At 68.5% G+C, this 16,729-nt stretch carries 14 protein-coding genes; 9 read left to right on the plus strand and 5 right to left on the minus strand.

Annotated features, from left to right (window positions below):
• Positions 1-3: 3 nt before the first annotated feature.
• Entirely contained in the window at positions 4-2,820 is a 2,817-nt protein-coding gene (locus V9K91_RS09440; protein ID WP_336443118.1) for a glycoside hydrolase family 3 C-terminal domain-containing protein, read from the minus strand.
• A gap of 361 nt (positions 2,821-3,181) precedes the next feature.
• Between V9K91_RS09440 and V9K91_RS09445 the strand changes: the two genes are divergently transcribed.
• On the plus strand, positions 3,182-3,595 hold the full coding sequence (locus V9K91_RS09445; RefSeq protein WP_249832625.1) for a type II toxin-antitoxin system MqsR family toxin: 414 nt from the start codon (positions 3,182-3,184) through the stop codon (positions 3,593-3,595).
• A gap of 2 nt (positions 3,596-3,597) precedes the next feature.
• Positions 3,598-4,077 (plus strand): type II TA system antitoxin MqsA family protein, encoded by a 480-nt coding sequence (locus V9K91_RS09450; protein ID WP_249832626.1) that lies wholly within the window; start codon positions 3,598-3,600, stop codon positions 4,075-4,077.
• Here V9K91_RS09450 and V9K91_RS09455 read toward each other — a convergent pair.
• Entirely contained in the window at positions 4,041-4,511 is a 471-nt protein-coding gene (locus tag V9K91_RS09455; RefSeq protein WP_336443119.1) for a helix-turn-helix domain-containing protein, read from the minus strand. The two genes, V9K91_RS09450 and V9K91_RS09455, sit on opposite strands and share 37 nt — an antisense overlap.
• A 74-nt stretch (positions 4,512-4,585) precedes the next feature.
• Here V9K91_RS09455 and V9K91_RS09460 point away from each other — a divergent pair, with 74 nt between their 5' ends.
• From V9K91_RS09460 to V9K91_RS09485, 6 genes are all read left to right on the plus strand, one after another.
• Positions 4,586-5,779, plus strand: coding sequence for an MFS transporter (locus V9K91_RS09460; RefSeq protein ID WP_336443120.1), 1,194 nt, complete (start codon positions 4,586-4,588; stop codon positions 5,777-5,779).
• A 257-nt stretch (positions 5,780-6,036) separates the two neighbouring features.
• Positions 6,037-6,654: a translesion DNA synthesis-associated protein ImuA gene (gene imuA, locus V9K91_RS09465; protein WP_093535890.1), complete on the plus strand. Its 618-nt coding sequence runs from the start codon at positions 6,037-6,039 to the stop codon at positions 6,652-6,654.
• A 9-nt stretch (positions 6,655-6,663) separates the two neighbouring features.
• Entirely contained in the window at positions 6,664-8,079 is a 1,416-nt protein-coding gene (locus V9K91_RS09470; protein ID WP_336443121.1) for a DNA polymerase Y family protein, read from the plus strand.
• The gene (locus V9K91_RS09475; protein WP_336443122.1) at positions 8,076-11,177 is read left to right on the plus strand and encodes an error-prone DNA polymerase; all 3,102 of its coding nucleotides are present in this window, start codon (positions 8,076-8,078) and stop codon (positions 11,175-11,177) included. Before V9K91_RS09470 ends, V9K91_RS09475 begins: the two co-directional genes overlap by 4 nt.
• 106 nt (positions 11,178-11,283) lie before the next feature.
• Positions 11,284-11,790, plus strand: a complete 507-nt coding sequence (locus V9K91_RS09480) for a hypothetical protein (protein WP_093535896.1) — start codon at positions 11,284-11,286, stop codon at positions 11,788-11,790.
• 287 nt (positions 11,791-12,077) lie between these two features.
• On the plus strand, positions 12,078-12,845 hold the full coding sequence (locus tag V9K91_RS09485) for a YggS family pyridoxal phosphate-dependent enzyme (RefSeq protein WP_336443123.1): 768 nt from the start codon (positions 12,078-12,080) through the stop codon (positions 12,843-12,845).
• Between the two features lie 3 nt (positions 12,846-12,848).
• On the opposite strand, the gene V9K91_RS09490 is transcribed toward V9K91_RS09485, so the two are convergent.
• Positions 12,849-13,748, minus strand: a complete 900-nt coding sequence (locus tag V9K91_RS09490; RefSeq protein ID WP_336443124.1) for a LysR substrate-binding domain-containing protein — start codon at positions 13,746-13,748, stop codon at positions 12,849-12,851.
• A gap of 98 nt (positions 13,749-13,846) precedes the next feature.
• Between V9K91_RS09490 and V9K91_RS09495 the strand changes: the two genes are divergently transcribed.
• Positions 13,847-14,032 carry a hypothetical protein gene (locus tag V9K91_RS09495; RefSeq protein WP_336443125.1) on the plus strand — a complete coding sequence of 62 codons (186 nt, stop codon included), beginning with the start codon at positions 13,847-13,849 and terminating at the stop codon, positions 14,030-14,032.
• An 11-nt stretch (positions 14,033-14,043) separates the two neighbouring features.
• Here V9K91_RS09495 and V9K91_RS09500 read toward each other — a convergent pair whose 3' ends face one another.
• Complete coding sequence (locus V9K91_RS09500) at positions 14,044-16,221, minus strand: hypothetical protein (RefSeq protein WP_336443126.1); 2,178 nt, start codon at positions 16,219-16,221, stop codon at positions 14,044-14,046.
• A gap of 84 nt (positions 16,222-16,305) precedes the next feature.
• A complete protein-coding gene (locus tag V9K91_RS09505; RefSeq protein ID WP_068852588.1) occupies positions 16,306-16,710 on the minus strand; it encodes a VOC family protein in 405 nt (134 codons plus the stop codon).
• Positions 16,711-16,729: the final 19 nt, after the last annotated feature.

Raw genomic sequence — 16,729 nt, forward strand, 5'->3', positions numbered from 1 at the left:
ACCTCACTTCACCACACCACCACTCAACACCATCGGCGAGGTCTGCAGCGGCTCATTGGCCGAACGCGAAAGCTGCAGCTCGTAACGGCCTTCCGCAATCTTCCACTGCTTGTCGCGCGTATCGAAACTGGCCATCGCCTTCGGTTCGGCCTCAATGCGGATCCGGCGCGATTCGCCCGGCTGCAGCGTGACCTTCTGGAACCCGATCAGGCGGATCGGCGTGGTGCTGCCTTCGGGCATCTTCAGGTACAGCTGCGCCACGTCCGCACCGGCCACCTTGCCGGTGTTGCGTACGTCCACCGTCGCCACCAGGCGCTGGCCCATCGCCGTGTAGGTCAGGTTGTCGTACTGGAACTGCGTGTACGAGAGCCCGTGGCCGAACGCGAACTGCGGCGTGAGGCCCTTGGCCGCGAACCACTTGTAGCCGACGTTGGCGCCTTCGATGTTGTAATCGATGGTGTCGTCCGGCTTCTGCTTCGGATTGAAGCCCAGCCCGTTCACGTGCGGGCGAGGCAGCTGCGATGCGTCCACCGGCCACGTCACCGGCAGCCGGCCCGAGGGATTCACCTTGCCGGTCAGCAGCGCCGCAATGGCCTCACCGCCGCGGATGCCCGGGTACCACGCCTGCAGGATCGCCGGCACCTGCTGCAGCCACGGCAGCTCGACCGGACCGTTGGTTTCCAGCACCACCACCGTCTTCGGGTTGGCCTTGGCCACCCCGGCAATCAGCGTGTCCTGGTTGTCCGGCAGCTTCATGTGCGGCAGGTCCACCGACTCGGCCGACCACTGCGTCGCGAACACGATCGCTACGTCGGCTGCTGCGGCAGCGCGCGCGGCAGCCGCCACGTCACGGCCGTCCACGTACTCGATGGTCGCATCCGGGCGATCGGCGCGCAGCGCCTCCAGCGGCGAGGACGGGTGGAAGATCACCGGGCCCGGCCAGGTGGTTGGCAGCACGCCCGGCACCGCATTGGTGCCACGCGCGGTCCAGCCCACCATCGACGAACCACCGCCCCCGATCACGCCCTTGTCGGCATGCCCGCCGATGATCACGATGCGCTGCACCTCCTTGCCCAGCGGCAGCACGTCGCCGGCGTTGCGCAACAGTACGCTGCCCTCTTCCACCGTGCGCTGCGCGGCCGCAAAGCCCGCTTCATCGTCGATCGGCACATGCTGCGGCGGCAGGTCGAAATTGCCGTGCGCGAACATCGTGCGCAGGATCCGCGCCACCATGTCGTCCAAGCGCGCCTGCGGCACCGTGCCACCGGCCACGGCCAGCCGCAGCGGCGCATCGAAATACACCGCCTTGTCGAACACCTCGCCCGCCGACTGCTGGTCCAGGCCGGCCAGCGCCGCCTTCGAACCACTGTGCACACCGCCCCAGTCGGACATCACGAAACCCGGGAACTTCCATTCCTGCTTGAGCACCTGGTTCATCAGGTAATCGTGTTCGCAGCCGTAGGTGCCGTTGATGCGGTTGTAGGAGCACATCACCGAACCGGGCTTGCCTTCGTCCAGGGCGATTTCAAAGGCCAGCAGGTCCGACTCGCGCATCGCCTGTTCGCCGATTTCGGCGCTGTGGAAATTGCGCGAGGTTTCCATGTCGTTGAGCGCGAAATGCTTCATCGTCGAGATCACGTGCTGGCTCTGCACACCGCGGATCGACTCACCCACCAGGCGACCGGCCAGCACCGGGTCTTCGCCGGCGTATTCGAAATTGCGGCCATTGCGCGGGTCGCGCTGCAGGTTGACGCTGCCGGCCAGCAGGATGTTGAAGCGCTGCTGCCACGCTTCGCGGCCCATGGTGGCACCGCCGGTGAAGGCGATCTGCGGGTTCCAGCTGGAGGCGGTGGACGGGCCCGAGGGCATCGCCGTGGCATGGTCGCCCTTGCGGATCCCGCCCGGGTTGGTCACGCCCACGCCGGCATCGGCCGACTGCTGGGACGGAATACCCAGGCGCGGCACGCCCGGCACGAACCCGGCCGAACCGACCGCGCCTTCCGGCAGCGGCCCGCCATCCTTGCCCAGCCCGAAGTAGCTGTGCAGCATCTGGAACTTCTCGTCCACGGTCATCCGCGCCACCAGCAGCCTGGCGCGCGCATCCGCGCCCAGGCCGGTGTCCATCCACGGCGTGTCGCCGCCCACGGGGGCGTTGTAGCCCAGCGTCAGCAGCTGGCCGGCGATGCTCGCATCGGCATCCAGGCGCAGCTTGACCGGCTTGGTCGTGGCGGCATCGAAGCCGGCACTGTACCCGGCACCCTTGCCGATGGCGGCGAAACCCGCGGCGGTGGCGATGTCCGCATCGGTACCCAGCAGCACCGCCGGCGCACCCAGGCGCGAGCTGTCCACCAGCATCTTGACCGCCGCGCCATCGGCCTCGGCAGCGCGCGTGTACAGCGCCACCACGTGGCGGCCGTCGTTGAGGCGCAGGTAGTTCAGGCCCGGCGCTTCCACGCCCGATTCGGCTTCCACTGGCAGGCGTGAGAGCACGATGCTGCCGCGCTGTTCGGCCGCGGCCGGGTCGGCACTGACGAAGCGATAGGTGTAGCCCAGGTCGTCGGCCAATGCCGCCAGCGGGTCCGGTGCCTGCGCGCTTCCCATGCTGTCGGCCGGACGGATCACGTTGCCGATGGTCAGCGCATCCACGTCCAGCGCCTGCAGCTGTTCGGCCACCAGCTTGGCATCCAGGTACGTCGGTGCCTGGTCCAGGCGGAGCACGGTGAAGGCGTCGCCACCCACCGCCGGTGCGGCAAGGGCAGGGGCAGACAGCGACAGGGCGATGGCGGCCGTCAGGGCCAAGGGCTTTGTAATCGTTTTCATAAGCGGGCGAAACACCTTTGCTGACGCAGTAAATCCAGGGAGTCTTGCCGCAGAAGGGTGCAGCGCCGTCATGGCGGGATCCCGGCACGCAACTGCGCTCGGGATCGAACTACACGGGCACGCCAGCCACGATCAGGCCCCTCCGCCTGTCGCCACAGCCACCGCATCCGTCGGGTGCCGTCACCAGCACCCATCCGCTCAAGAGTCGTTCACCCTGTTCATTCGTGTCAACAGCGTGTTCAGCTTTGAGTTACGAGCGATGTGGCCTATCGAACAACCGAATTGGATAGAAACGTTTGCGTTGCAGTGATTGTGATTCAACCTCTAAGGTGTATATTCGTCCTGACCATGGAAGGAAGCGATGCGTACATCGCCCCCTCACACCCGGGCTGGTGCCACGCCACGCGACATCACCGTCCGCTCCGACGGCGTCTGGGAAAAGCAGGCGCCGGAGTACCCACTGATACAGGTCAAGCAGGTGGTGCGGCGCTTGGGAACCCAGGTTTTCGGATTCAAGGCAGTAGCGGGCATGGCCGCGATGCAGCTGGCCCCGCAGCAGGCAATCAAGGCAATCCTGGGCTTGGCCCCAGATCACTTCTTCAAGTCCATGACAGCCGAGAACGACGCAGCTCATACCCTGTGGCAGGACGTCTATCACGGCCCTACTGAAAACGGGTTGGCGTACATCAAATTCATGCTCTGGTTTCCACCTGCTGCTTCCAGCAACGCAATCGCCCCCACTCCCAAGCTCGTTGTTTCATTCAAGAAGCTATGACCATGACGACCGCACACGACTACCCCACCCTCGCCCCAGGTCAATGCCCTGCATGCGGCGCGGTGGGTTCACTGGTCGCTTTTGCCGGATCGCTGCCACTGGCCAGCGGCAATCGAACGATCGAAGTGCCCCAACTTGTTGGTGAGCGCTGCGAGCGTTGCGAAGAGACGTTTCTGGATGACACCAGCCATGCACGATATCTCGCGGCGGCCGATGAACTGGTGCACCAGGCCCGATTGGACGCGGGCGCGGAGCTGCGCCGCGTACGTCGTAAGCTGCGCTTGAGTCAGCATGAGGCAGCGGCCATCGCCGGCGGCGGCCCCAATGCGTTTTCCCGGTATGAAACGGGCAAGGCACAGCCGGTGGCAGCGGTGTTCAACCTGTTCCGCCTCTTGGATCGCCACCCCGACCTTCTTGGAGAAATCCTCGAGGCGGCCGCCAGCTTTCAGCCCCGGGTCAAGTCGCCGCTCAGGGGAACCTGATCCGGCTTGATTACTTCGGTCTCCGCAGCCGTCAGCGCCCTGCCCTCTGCATCGTGGGGCAGCAGCGGTGCCACGGCCTGCCCGGTGCTGATCACCTGCAGGTGCGAACGCGGTTCAGACGGGTCGAACAGGTGGCCCTCGCCCCATTGGCGCAGCGCCACCACCAGCGGGAACAGCGCCTGGCCTTGGGCGGTGAGTACGTAGTCGTGGTATCGGCTGCCATCGGCGGCGGCCTGCTGGATCAGCACACCGGCGTCCTGCAGGGCCTGCAGGCGCTGGCTGAGCATGCTGCGCGACATGCCCAGACCGCGCTGGAAATCGCTGAAGCGGCGGACGCCGTCGAAGGCGTCACGCACGATCAGCAGCGACCAGCGGTCGCCGATCCGGTCCAGCGCGCGGGCAACCGGGCAGGTGCGGTTGAGATCGTGGTGCATGGCGAGCCTCCTCGAGTGGTTTCATTTTAGAACCAAATGACACAGACTCAACTGGTTCTATTTTGAGACCAGTTATGTCCGCCACCACCCCACTCCCGCGCATCGCCCCTTCCCTGCTTCTGCTGTTCGCCTGCGCCGGCGGGCTCAGCGTGGCCAACGTCTACTACGCCCCGCCGCTGCTGGATGCCCTGTCGGCCGACCTGCACATCGGCGTGTCCTGGATCGGCGCGGTGATCGCCGCGACGCAGGTCGGGTCGGTGGCCGCCCTGCTGTGGCTGGTGCCGCTGGGCGACCGGGTCGAGCGACGGCGGCTGATGGCGCTGCAGACCGCTGCGCTGATGCTGGCGCTGCTCTGGGTTGCTGCCGCCGGTACGGCCATGGGCCTGCTGCTGGCCATGTTCGCGGTCGGCCTGCTGGGCACGGCGATGACCCAGGGGCTGATTGCCTACGCGGCCGCCGCCGCGCCGGCGCATGAGCGGGGCCGCGTGGTCGGTGCGGCGCAGGCCGGGGTGGTGATCGGGCTGCTGCTGGCGCGGCTGGTGGCGGGCGTGGTCGCCGACCTGGGCGGCTGGCGCACGGTGTACCTGTTCTCGGCGGGCGTGATGGGACTGACCGGGGTGCTGCTGTGGCGGTATCTGCCGCGTCTTGCGGTGCCAATCGCCTCGCCGCGGTTGTCACTGCTGGCCCTGCTGCGCCAGCAACCGGTGCTGCGCCGGCGGGGGCTGCTGGGGTTGTTGATGTTCACCGGGTTCGGGCTGTTCTGGAGCAGCATGGCGCTGCCGTTGAGCGCGCCGCCGTTCCGGCTTGGGCACACCGCGATCGGTGCATTCGCACTGGTGGGCCTGCTCGGCGCACTGGCCGCCGCACGCAGCGGGCACTGGAGCGACCGTGGGCATGCCGACCGGGTGACGCGGGGGGCCCTGCTGCTGTTGCTGCTGAGCTGGTGGCCGCTGTCGGCACTGCACGCCTCGCTGGGCTGGCTGGTGCTGGGCGTATTGCTGCTGGATCTGGCCGTGCAGGCCCTGCATGTGACCAACCAGAGCCTGATCCTGGCGGCGGCACCTACGCAGGCCCAGGCGCAGGTGATTGCGGGGTACATGCTGTTCTATGCGGCCGGGAGTGGCTTGGGCGCGTTGCTGGGAAGCGCGGTGTATGCGGCGCATGGGTGGGGGGCGGTGTGCTGGGTGGGGGCTGGGGTGTCGCTGTTGGCGTTGGGGATTTTTTTGCGGGGGTCATGGACGTCTGACGGGCGGCTTCGGCGGCGGTAAACGTCGGGAAATGTGCGGTGGGCTGATGTGAATTGGGCTTCGGACGCTTGGGCCGCGCTGCGCGCGGTGTCCGGCCAACGGCCGGGGCTACGAATTGTTACGGGGTCACCGACAGGGCGGTAAATTCATTAGCAATTTTGCTAATACCACGTAGCATGTCGGTCTCAACCCTTGACACCTGCCCTGCCTATCCTCGCCTCCATGTTCAGGTTTCCCGCCCATTTCTCCTTGTTCCAGCCCGCCAGGGAGGTGCGCTGATGGGCGCGGTGGTGGCCTTGGAACAGCTGCTGGAAAGCCGCCAGGTCTGGCGCGGGCAGCCGCGCGGGACGGCGCGGGAAGCCGCTGCCCACCCGACCGGGCACCCGGCGCTGGACAGCCGGCTGCCCGGCGGCGGCTGGCCGTCCTCGGCCCTGTCCGAGGTGCTGCTGGCCGCGCCCGGCCAGGGAGAGCTGGCGCTGGTCTGGCCGACCCTGGCCCGGCTCAGCCAGCTGCAGCAGACCGTAGTGCTGGTCGCCCCGCCGCACCTGCCGCATGCGCCAGCCTGGGCCGGCGCCGGGCTGGCCCTGGCCCAGTTGCAGGTAGTGCATGCCAGCCCGCGCGAAGCGCTGTGGGCGGCCGAACAATGCCTGCGCTCGGCCGCGTGTGCGGCGGTGCTGTGCTGGCCCGGGCACGCCGACGACCGCGCCCTGCGCCGGCTGCAGGTGGCCGCCGAAACCGGCCAGTGCCTGGGCTTTGCGTTCCGCGACAGCCGGCTGGCCCGCAACCCCTCCCCCGCCCCGTTGCGCCTGCAGCTCGATGCCGGCCAGGTGCGGGTGCTCAAATGCCGCGGCGGCATGGCACCGGCGCAGCCGTTGCCGCTGGCCCTGGCCCATTGAGGCGCCGCCATGCAGTGGGCCTGCCTGTTGCTGCCTCAATTGGCGCTGGACGCGGCCCTGCGCCAGCAGCCCGATCCGCGCGCGCCGCTGGTGCTGGTCACCGGCCCGGCCCAGCGGCGGGTGCTGCATGCGGTCAGCCCGGCGGCGCGCCAGCTTGGCCTGCGCCGCGGCATGCTGCTGTCGGCCGCGCAGGTGCTGACCCGCGACATGCTCACGGTGGACTACGACCCGCGCGCCGAACAGGACACCCGCCAGCTGCTGGCCAGCTGGCTGTACGGCATCAGCTCGCAGGTGAGCCTGGCCTTCCCGCATGCGCTGGCGCTGGAAATCGGCGCCAGCCGTGCCCTGTTCGGTGACTGGCCGGCGATCGAACAGCGCCTGCGCGAGGGCTTGAAGGAACTAGGCTTCCGCCATCGGCTGGTAGCGGCACCCAACCCGCACGCCGCCTGGGTACTCACCCGCGTGCATGCCCGCTTGGGCGTGGATGCGGCCGCGCTGGAACCTGCACTGGCGCAGATCCCGATCGACCGCAGCGGCCTGCCGGCCGAGGCCGTCACGGTACTGGCGCGCTCCGGCCTGCGCACGCTGGGCGCGGCCTTCGCGCTGCCCCGCGAAAGCCTGGCCCGGCGTTTCCCGGCCCAGGTTCTGGCCCACCTGGATGCGCTGCGCGGTATCGGCAGTGCGCCGCTGCAGTACTTCCGGCCGCCGGACCGGTTCGATGCGCGGATCGAGTTCGAGTATGAAATCGAATCCACCCAGGCCCTGCTGTTCCCGTTGCGCCGCCTCACCGCCGACCTGGCCGCCTTCCTGTGTTCGCGCGATGGCGGCGCGCAGCAGTTCGACCTGTGGTTCGAACACGAGCGCCACCCCGATACCCGGCTCACCGTAGGGTTGCTCGCCCCCGAACGCGATGCGGCGATGCTGTTCGAACTGGCGCGCAACCGCGTCGACCACCTGCGCCTGCCTGCCGGCAGCCGTGGACTGCGCCTGCAGGCCGAACACCTGCCGCCGTTCGTGCCGGCCGCGCGCGACCTGTTCGACCCGCGCCCGCAGCAGGCCATGCCGTGGGAACAGCTGCGCGAACGCCTGCGCGCGCGGCTGGGCGACGATGCCGTGCAGGGCGTTGGGCTGCGCGCCGAACACCGCCCCGAACGCGCCAGCGGCACCGCCGCACAGGCCATCAAGGGCCCGCCACCCACCCTGCCGCTGCGCCCGGGCTGGCTGCTGGCCACCCCGCAGCCACTGTACGACCCGGACCTGCGCATCCTTTCCGGGCCGGAGCGGATTGAATCGGGCTGGTGGGACGAAGGCGATGTGCGCCGCGACTACTACGTGGTGGAAACGGCGCTGGGCCAGCGCGCCTGGGCCTACACCGCGGCCGGTGCGCGGCATGGGCCATTCATGCTGCACGGCTGGTTCGCATGAGCACCGCCCTGCCCGGTTACGCCGAACTGCATTGCCTGTCGGCCTTCAGTTTCCAGCGCGGCGCCTCCATTGCCGAGGAGCTGTTCGCGCGTGCGAAGGAACAGGGCTACCAGGCCCTGGCGATCACCGACGAATGTTCGCTGGCCGGCATCGTGCGCGCCTGGCAGGCGGCGAAGAAGCACGCGCTGGCGCTGATCACCGGCGCGGAATTCCAGATCGAGGACGGGCCCAAGGTGGTGCTGCTGTGCACCGACCAGGCCGCCTATGCCGGGCTGTGCCAGCTGATCACCACCTGCCGCCGGCGTGCGCCAAAGGGCGAATACCGCTGCCTGCGCGAGGACTTCGATGCCCTGCCCGACAGCCTGCTGTGCCTGTGGCCGGCGCGTTCGCCCAGTGCCGAAGATGCGGCCTGGCTGCATGCGCGCTTCGCGCACCGCGTGTGGCTGGCGGTGGAACTGCACCGCGACGCCGACGACGTGGCGCGGCTGGAAGCGCTGCTGGAATTCGGCTACGCCCACGACCTGCCGCTGCTGGCCAGCGGCGATGTGCACATGCACGTGCGCCGCCGCCGTGCGCTGCAGGACACCCTCACCGCGATCCGCCAGCACTGCACCATCGCCGATGCCGGCTGGCACCTGTTCCCCAATGGCGAACGCCACCTGCGCACCCGCCAGGCGCTGGCCGCGCTGTACCCGCCCGAGCTGCTGGAGGAAACCCTGCGCGTGGCCGAGCGTTGCCGGTTCGACCTGGCGCAGCTGCAGTACACCTACCCGCGCGAGCTGGTGCCCGACGGCCACGACCCGGCCAGCTGGCTGCGCACCCTGGTCGAAGAGGGCATGCGCTGGCGCTGGCCCGGCGGCGCCAGCGAGGCGCAGCGCGGGCAGATCGAACACGAGCTGCGGCTGATCCACCTCAAGCAGTACGAGTCGTACTTCCTCACCGTGCACGACATCGTGCGCTTCGCCCGCAGCCAGCAGATCCTGTGCCAGGGCCGTGGCTCGGCGGCCAATTCGTCGGTGTGCTTCGTGCTGGGCGTGACCGAGATCGACCCCAGCCACATGGAACTGCTGTTCGAGCGCTTCATTTCCGAAGAACGCGACGAACCGCCGGACATCGACATCGATTTCGAACACGAACGGCGCGAGGAAGTGCTGCAGTATGTGTTCAACCGCTACGGTCGCGAACGTGCCGCGCTCACCGCCGTGGCGATCAGCTACCGTGGCCGCAGCGCGGTGCGCGACGTGGCCCGCGTGCTCGGCCTGCCGCCGGACCAGGTCAACGAACTGGCCGCCTGCCTGGACCGCTGGAGCAGCCACGAGCCACTGCCCGAGGCCCTGCGCGAACGCGGCTTCGACCCGGACACGCCGTTGATGCAGCGGGTGGTGGCGCTCACCGCCGAACTGGTGGACTTCCCACGCCACCTGTCCCAGCACCCGGGCGGCTTCGTGATTTCCGAGCACCCGCTGTCCACCCTGGTGCCGGTGGAGAACGCGGCCATGGCCGACCGCACCGTGATCCAGTGGGACAAGGACGACCTGGATGCCACCGGGCTGATGAAGGTCGACTGCCTGGCGCTGGGCATGCTCACCGCCGTGCGCAAATGCCTGGCCATGCTGCACGCGCATGGCGCCCCGGCGATGGGCATGGCCGACATCCCGGCCGGCGACACCGCCACCTACGACATGATCTGCCGCGCCGACACGCTGGGCGTGTTCCAGATCGAATCGCGCGCGCAGATGGCGATGCTGCCGCGCATGCAGCCGCGCTGCTTCTACGACCTGGTGATCGAAGTGGCGATCGTGCGGCCCGGCCCGATCCAGGGCGACATGGTCCATCCCTACCTCAACCGCCGCAAGCGGCTCAAGGAAGAAGGGATCGAAGAAGTCGACTACCCGCCGGCACTGGAGAAAGTGTTCAAGCGCACCCTGGGCGTGCCGCTGTTCCAGGAACAGGTGATGCAGCTGGCAGTGGCCGCCGCCGGCTTCACCCCGGGCGAGGCCGATGCGCTACGCCGTTCGATGGCCGCCTGGAAGCGCCACGGCGGGCTGGAACCGCACCGCGACAAGCTGCTGGCCGGCATGGCAAAGAACAACTACAGCCGCGACTACGGCGAGCGCCTGTTCGAGCAGATCAAGGGCTTCGGCAGCTATGGCTTCCCGGAAAGCCACGCGGCCAGCTTCGCGCTGATCACCTACGTCAGCTGCTGGCTCAAATGCCACCACCCCGCCGCGTTTGCCGCCAGCCTGGTCAACAGCCAGCCGCTGGGCTTCTACACCCCCGACCAGATCCTGCAGGATGCGCGCCGGCATGGCGTGCCGGTGCTCCCGGTGGATGTGCGCCACAGCGACTGGGATTGCACGCTGGTGCCGGCCACGCAGGCCGATGCCCTGCCCGGCATCCGGCTCGGCCTGCGCATGATCGATGGCTTCAGCGAAGCGGTGGCCGAGGAAGTGATGCAGGCACGTACGCGCCATGCCTTCGACAGCGTGGCCGACCTCAGCCAGCGGGCCCGGCTGGACCGCCGCCACCAGGGGCTGCTGGCCGACGCCGGCGCGCTGAAGGGGCTGAGCGGGCACCGCCACCGCGCGCGCTGGGATGTCTCTGGGGTGGAAAAGCCGTTGCCGCTGTTCGAGAACGTCCGCGCCACCGCCGACGCCGCCGTGGCCTTGCCGGCGCCGAGTGCGTTCGAGGACATGCAGGCCGATTACAACAGCACCGGCACCACCCTGGGCCAGCACATGGTGTCGTTCCTGCGCGACGAGCTGCGCGCACGGCTTTGCCAGCGATCCGATGAACTGGCGCAGCTGCCGCACGGGCGCAGCGTGCGTTTCGCCGGCCTGGTCCGCATGCGCCAGCGCCCGCAGACCGCCAGCGGGGTGACCTTCCTCACCCTGGAAGACGAAAGCGGCATGGTCAACGCAGTGGTCTGGCGCAGGACCGCCGACCGCCAGCACCGGGTGCTGGTGGAGGCGCAGCTGATGCAGATCGATGGCCGGCTGGAGCGGGTGGATGGCGTGCAGCACCTGATCGTGCAGCGCATGCACAACCTCGATGCGCTGATCGAGGGGGTGCGTACCCACAGCCGCGACTTCCATTGATTGCTGTGACCGGTTTCACGCTGACGATAGATACAGACTTTTCCGACTGGTGCGGCCATCACGGCTTCGGCTATCGTCGCTGCCATCCAAGGATCCGGAACCTGCCATGTCGCGCGTACTCACCCTCACCACACTGGCAGTGTCCAGCCTTGCCCTGCTGGTCTCGGGGTACACCGCCGTGCAGCTGCACCGCAGCCAGTCCGCCGAGCGGGTGATCACCGCCCGCGGGCTGGTCATCCAGGACGGCAGCGGCCAGGCGCGGGTGATCCTGGGCGCGCCGCTGCCCGATCCGCTCAGCAAGGGCGTGTCGCAGGGCCCGCGCGCCTCGCCGCTGTCGGGCGTGGTGCTGCTTGGTGCCGACGGGTCCGAACGGGGCAGTTATGGCACTGCCGATGTCGGCGATGAGGCCTCGCTCACGCTGGATGATGCCAAGGGCACCACCGAAGTGTTCAAGATCACCGCGAACCCGGATCGTGGCGCCACCCTGGTGATCAAGCACCAGAACAGCACCGGCGCCATGCTCACCTCCTGGCAGGGCAAGCCGGAGCTGATCTTCCTCAACGACAACGGGCAGTCGCATTACATCCGTCCGGGTACCACTGCCGCGCCCTGATCGACGCCTGACGGTGGGCTTCGGAAGGTGTAAACGCCGGCGTACCGGCCGTCATCGTTGCGGGACCGTCTCCGGACGCTTGGGCCGCGCTACGCGCGGTGTCCGGCCAACGGCCGGGGCTGCGAACCGTTACGGGCCCATTGAGATCGGGATCAACCGCAGGCTTCGGATACCGGTAGCGCCGGCCGTTGGCCGGCCCACGCAGGCGCCGATGGGCCACGAAATGTTACCGACCCATTTCGTTTGCCCGTGCGAAAATTCGTGCCTCGCCGGTTCCGGAACACGTCATGTCCATCGTCGCACCCACCTGGCCGCAGGCTGCCACCGTCGAAGATTTCCGCCGCAACCTGGACGCGGTGCACGCACGCATTGCCGCTGCCTGCGCCCGTGCCGGGCGCGATCCGGCCACGGTGCGGCTGCTGCCGGTGAGCAAGACCGTGGACGAAGCGCGGCTGCGACTGGCGGTGCAGGCCGGCTGCGATACGCTGGGCGAAAACAAGGTGCAGGAAGCCAAGGGCAAGGCCGAAGCCATGGCCGACCTGGGCATCCGCTGGTCGGTGATCGGCCACCTGCAGACCAACAAGGCGCGGGATGTGGCCCGCTTCGCCAGCGAATTCCAGGCGCTGGACAGCCTGCGCGTGGCCCAGGCGCTGGACCAGCGGCTGGCGCAGGAAGGCCGCACGCTGGATGTGTTCGTGCAGGTCAACACCTCGGGCGAAGCCAGCAAGTACGGATTGGACCCGATCGAGGTGGCCGACTTCGTGCAGCAGCTGCCCGCCTTCCCCCAGCTGCGCGTGCGCGGCTTGATGACCCTGGCGCTGTTCTCGGCCGATCCCGAACAGGTGCGCCCGTGTTTCGTGCGCCTGCGCGACCTGCGCGAGCGCCTGCGTCCGACCCTGCCGGTGGGCGTCAGCCTGGACGAACTGTCGATGGGCATGTCCGGCGATTTCGAGATTGCCATCGAGGAAGGCGCCACGGTGGTACGCGTAGGCCAGGCGATTTTCGGCGCGCGCAGCACCTCCGACAGCCACTATTGGCCAACCCCTGCGGGTTGATCGTCACCCCACCAACGCCTCCATATGCCGCGCATGCTCCGCCGCCTGCGCGTGCAGCCACTCACGAAATGCCAGGAACCCCCGGTGCGTGGACGACCGTGGCGGATATACCAGCCAATGCGACCAGCGCGTCTTCAACCGGTGCGGTGACAAGGCAATCAACTGGCCCGAATCCAGCAGCAACCGCGCCCGCGTCACCCGCCCCAGCGCCACCCCGAAGCCATCCAGCGCGGCACGATGGTGCGATTCGGAGTCATTGAGCATGGCCACATAGCGCGACGGCGCAACCTCGCCGACCGAGGCGAACCAGCGCTGCCACTCGCCATCCGGGTCCCCCAGCAGCGGCCACTGCGAGAGCGGCAGCGCGCCCAGCCCGCCCATGCGCTCGACCAGTGACGGGCTGGCCATCGGCATCAGCCACTCATCGAACAGCGGCTCCACATGCAGGCCGCTCCACTGCCCGGCACCCACCCGCAGCGCGGCATCGCACTGCAGCTGCCGGTCGAAATCGGTGAGCCGCTCGCTGGATTCCAGGTTGAATTCAATCTCCGGGTGGCAGGCCACGAACGAGCCCAGCCGTGGTACCAGCCAGTTGGAGGCCATCGACGGCAACGCACTGACCGACAGCACGCGGTCGTGGCGCGCACCGAACGGCTGCAGCGCCTGCGCGATGGCATCCAGATGCGGGCCTACCTGTTCCAGCAAGCGCTGCCCTTCGGGCGTCACCCGCACCCCGCGTGCCTGGCGCTGCAGCAGCGCATACCCCAGGCGCTCCTCCAGCTGCCGCATCTGGTGGCTGAGCGCACTGACGGTCAGGTTCAGCGAATCCGCCGCGCGGGTGAGGTTGCCCAGGCGTGCGGCGGTAACGAAATTCTGCAGCGGCTGGAGCGGGATACGGGACATGGCGACTTGAATCCAGTTCAAGAAAGACTTGCGAAAGGATCGCTTTTGCGACGTCCATCCTGCCCCTATCGTGAGTCCTACTCAAGTGGAGGACGCACATGAACATCTACAGCGGATTGTTGTTCCTGCACGGGCATATCGCCGATGCGGGGTTGGCGCGGGCGCTGGCGGAGCCGGAAAAGGTCGCCGCCGCTGACACGGCGCGGGCGGTGACCGGGACAGCCACGCCGGCCGCAGCGCTACCGGCTCGGGCTGCCTGCGAGGTTGGCGCCGCGCGGCGTTGAGACTTCCGGCCTTACGGGGCCGGCTTGGCCTCGGGCAGCACCCGGGGGCGGCTGTCGTACCAGTCGCGCGCCCCGGACAGGTGCCAGGTGCGCTTGCCGCCGTCCAGTTCGATGCCGGCCCCGAGCAGGCCCCAGCGCAGGTACAGGTCGCCACGGCGCTGCGCCTGCTCCATGTCCAGCCGGGCGCGTAGCGACAGCCGCGCGTTCTCGGCCTGCAGGTCGTCCACCGCCAGGTGCTCGCGGCGCCAGCGCAGCTGGCCGCTGGCCTGCACTTCACCCGAATCGAGCAGCCCCAGCACCCAGCGCGGGTACTGGCTGCGCTCGGCGTAGATGCCCAGCAGCGGACCGGCATCGCGAAGCCGCAGGTCGGCACGTGCGTCCACCTGGAACGGTGCCTCCGACTGGATATGCCCGCTGCGCAGGTCGACCTCGCCCCACCAGCCGCCCTTGGCGGCATCGCCGTCCACCTGCACGTTGCGCAGGCTGAGCGTGGTGCCGCCCAGGTCGAACTGGCCAGCGTCGAAGTCGGCACGCTGCAGCCTTGCCTTGACCTGGGCATCGCCACGCAGCGACAGGCCGGCGGCCTGCATGCGCGCACCGGTGCCGCGCAGGTCCGCGCGCCCCTGCCCGACCCGGCCGGCAGCATCCAGCGTCACGTCGCCGCTCAGCAGTGCGGTCCCCCCGAGCAGACGCACATTGTCGTTGCCCACGTAGCGGTTGTAGGCGCTCAGGTCGGGCACCCGCGCGTCGTTGAAGCGCAGCTGCGCGCGCATGCCGTCGCGCAGCTGCTGCAGCCGTGCATCGCCGCGCAGGGTCAACGCCAGCGCCTTGCCATCGAACAACACCGCCTTGGGCGCATCGGACGGCGCCGCGCGGAACGTGGGAATAGCGACCTTCAATTCCGCCTGCGGCGGCGCACCGTTGACGATGCGTCCCACCGCATGTGCATCGCCCTGCATGCGCACGCCCGCCACCTCGGCGATGGCGGCCACCTGTGGCACCTCCAGCGTGCTGCCAGGCGCCAACTGGCCATCGGCAATGCGCAGGTCACCCTGCAGCAGCCCGCCACCTTCCAGCTTGAACCACGGCTTGCGCACGAACAGATCGGCAATCCAGTTCAACGACTCGAACCGCCACGCGCCACGTACCTGCCCGGACAGGCGCGGCAACAGTTCGGCCGGCGCCTCGAACGGAATCTTCCGGCCGGTGACGCGCAGGTCCGCGTGCAGTTCGCTGCCGGTTTCCGGGTCGCGCGGCAGGCGTGCCTGCACGCGCATGTCCTGGGCCACGTCCAGCTGCAGCGACAACAAGCCGCGATCCGGTGCATGCACGCCGGCATGCACCGGCACCCGCCACACCACCCGGCTGCCGGGTTGCAGCAGGCCGCGGTCCATCACCACATCGGCCGTGAGCCGTGCCTCGGCCGGTACGCTGCCGACCTTGACGTGTGGCCCGGCCGTGTCGATCTTGATCGCCTGGCTGCGCCCATCCACCTGCAGCTGCGCGAAGGTGATGCCGAACTTGCGCAGGCCCGGGGCTTCATCCCGGTAGTGGCGCGGGTAATGGAAGCGCGCGGCCAGGTGCGCCTCGTCAAGCAGCTTGACCCCGTCGTAGGTGATCGTGGCCTGCTCGAAGCCAGCAGTGGAATCGAACAGTTCGGACGGCCCGCCCTTGACCTGCTTCTGGAAGCCCACCGTGCCATGGCCCTGCCCGGCAATCAGCAGCTTTCCGAAGCGGCCGCTGCGGATGCTGTCGCTGTGGATCGCATCCAGCCGGATGTTCCAGCCGCGATCACCACGCGGCGGCGGCGGGATCGCCTTTTCCACCCGTTGGATGTCCGCTTCCACGCCGGTGGCGTTGATGCCTGGAATGCGGACTTCGCGCTTGAACAGGTGCACCAGCGAGATCCACGCGCTCGCACGGTCGGCACGGAAGATGTAGACGGTATGGTTGGCCTGGCCGCGGATGCGCACGTTCCAGACAACCGCGTGCCCGGGCAGCAGCGTCAGCGCCGGCCCGGTCTGCAGCCTGAATTTTTCAGGTTTGCGGTTGGTGACCGCATCGAACAACGGCGTGTTGAGGAACACGTTGCCGGCAACAAGGTACAGCGCATACAGCGCCAGCAAGGTAAGCAACGCCACGCGCCATGGCCGGGGCCAGCGCCGGACGCGCTCGGGAATCAGGGGCATGGAGTTCTGCGACGAAGCGGAGTGACGCGGCCACTATCGACAACCGGGCGACGGAGTCGTGTGAAGAAGCGCCCCCGATGCCGCTCAACCGGCCCGCCGCTCCGGGTCCCACGCCATCGGCTGCCACAACTCCAGCTTGTTCCCCTCCGGATCCAGTATCCAGGCGAACGAACCGTTCTCATGCGTCTCCGGCCCGCTGACGATGGTCACGCCAGCCTCGCGCAGGTTCGCCAGCAGCCCCTCCAGGTCATCCACCCGGTAATTGATCATGAAAGGCGCATCGCTGGGACTGAACCACTGGCTGTCAGGCTCGGCCAGCGCCCACACGGTCAACCCGCCGTCATTGGCCTTGTCGTCGGGCCAGCGCAGCACCGCGCCACCAAACTCCTCCAGCGTCATGCCCAGGTGCTGCCGGTACCACTCGGCCAGCGCCGCGCGGTCGCCACGGCTCTTGAAGAACACCCCACCGATTCCGGTCACCTTTGCCATCGCAGTCTCCCTGGGTCCG

The organism is Stenotrophomonas sp. CCNWLW57 (assembly GCF_037203925.1).
GTDB classification, from domain to species: domain Bacteria; phylum Pseudomonadota; class Gammaproteobacteria; order Xanthomonadales; family Xanthomonadaceae; genus Stenotrophomonas; species Stenotrophomonas rhizophila_A.

Bases quoted from the DNA above. Each gene is read 5' to 3' on its own strand.
- V9K91_RS09440 (WP_336443118.1), bottom strand. From the start codon at position 2,820: ATGAAAACGATTACAAAGCCCTTGGCCCTGACGGCCGCCATCGCCCTG.
- V9K91_RS09445 (WP_249832625.1), top strand. From the start codon at position 3,182: ATGCGTACATCGCCCCCTCACACCCGGGCTGGTGCCACGCCACGCGAC.
- V9K91_RS09450 (WP_249832626.1), top strand. From the start codon at position 3,598: ATGACGACCGCACACGACTACCCCACCCTCGCCCCAGGTCAATGCCCT.
- V9K91_RS09455 (WP_336443119.1), bottom strand. From the start codon at position 4,511: ATGCACCACGATCTCAACCGCACCTGCCCGGTTGCCCGCGCGCTGGAC.
- V9K91_RS09460 (WP_336443120.1), top strand. From the start codon at position 4,586: ATGTCCGCCACCACCCCACTCCCGCGCATCGCCCCTTCCCTGCTTCTG.
- imuA (WP_093535890.1), top strand. From the start codon at position 6,037: ATGGGCGCGGTGGTGGCCTTGGAACAGCTGCTGGAAAGCCGCCAGGTC.
- V9K91_RS09470 (WP_336443121.1), top strand. From the start codon at position 6,664: ATGCAGTGGGCCTGCCTGTTGCTGCCTCAATTGGCGCTGGACGCGGCC.
- V9K91_RS09475 (WP_336443122.1), top strand. From the start codon at position 8,076: ATGAGCACCGCCCTGCCCGGTTACGCCGAACTGCATTGCCTGTCGGCC.
- V9K91_RS09480 (WP_093535896.1), top strand. From the start codon at position 11,284: ATGTCGCGCGTACTCACCCTCACCACACTGGCAGTGTCCAGCCTTGCC.
- V9K91_RS09485 (WP_336443123.1), top strand. From the start codon at position 12,078: ATGTCCATCGTCGCACCCACCTGGCCGCAGGCTGCCACCGTCGAAGAT.
- V9K91_RS09490 (WP_336443124.1), bottom strand. From the start codon at position 13,748: ATGTCCCGTATCCCGCTCCAGCCGCTGCAGAATTTCGTTACCGCCGCA.
- V9K91_RS09495 (WP_336443125.1), top strand. From the start codon at position 13,847: ATGAACATCTACAGCGGATTGTTGTTCCTGCACGGGCATATCGCCGAT.
- V9K91_RS09500 (WP_336443126.1), bottom strand. From the start codon at position 16,221: ATGCCCCTGATTCCCGAGCGCGTCCGGCGCTGGCCCCGGCCATGGCGC.
- V9K91_RS09505 (WP_068852588.1), bottom strand. From the start codon at position 16,710: ATGGCAAAGGTGACCGGAATCGGTGGGGTGTTCTTCAAGAGCCGTGGC.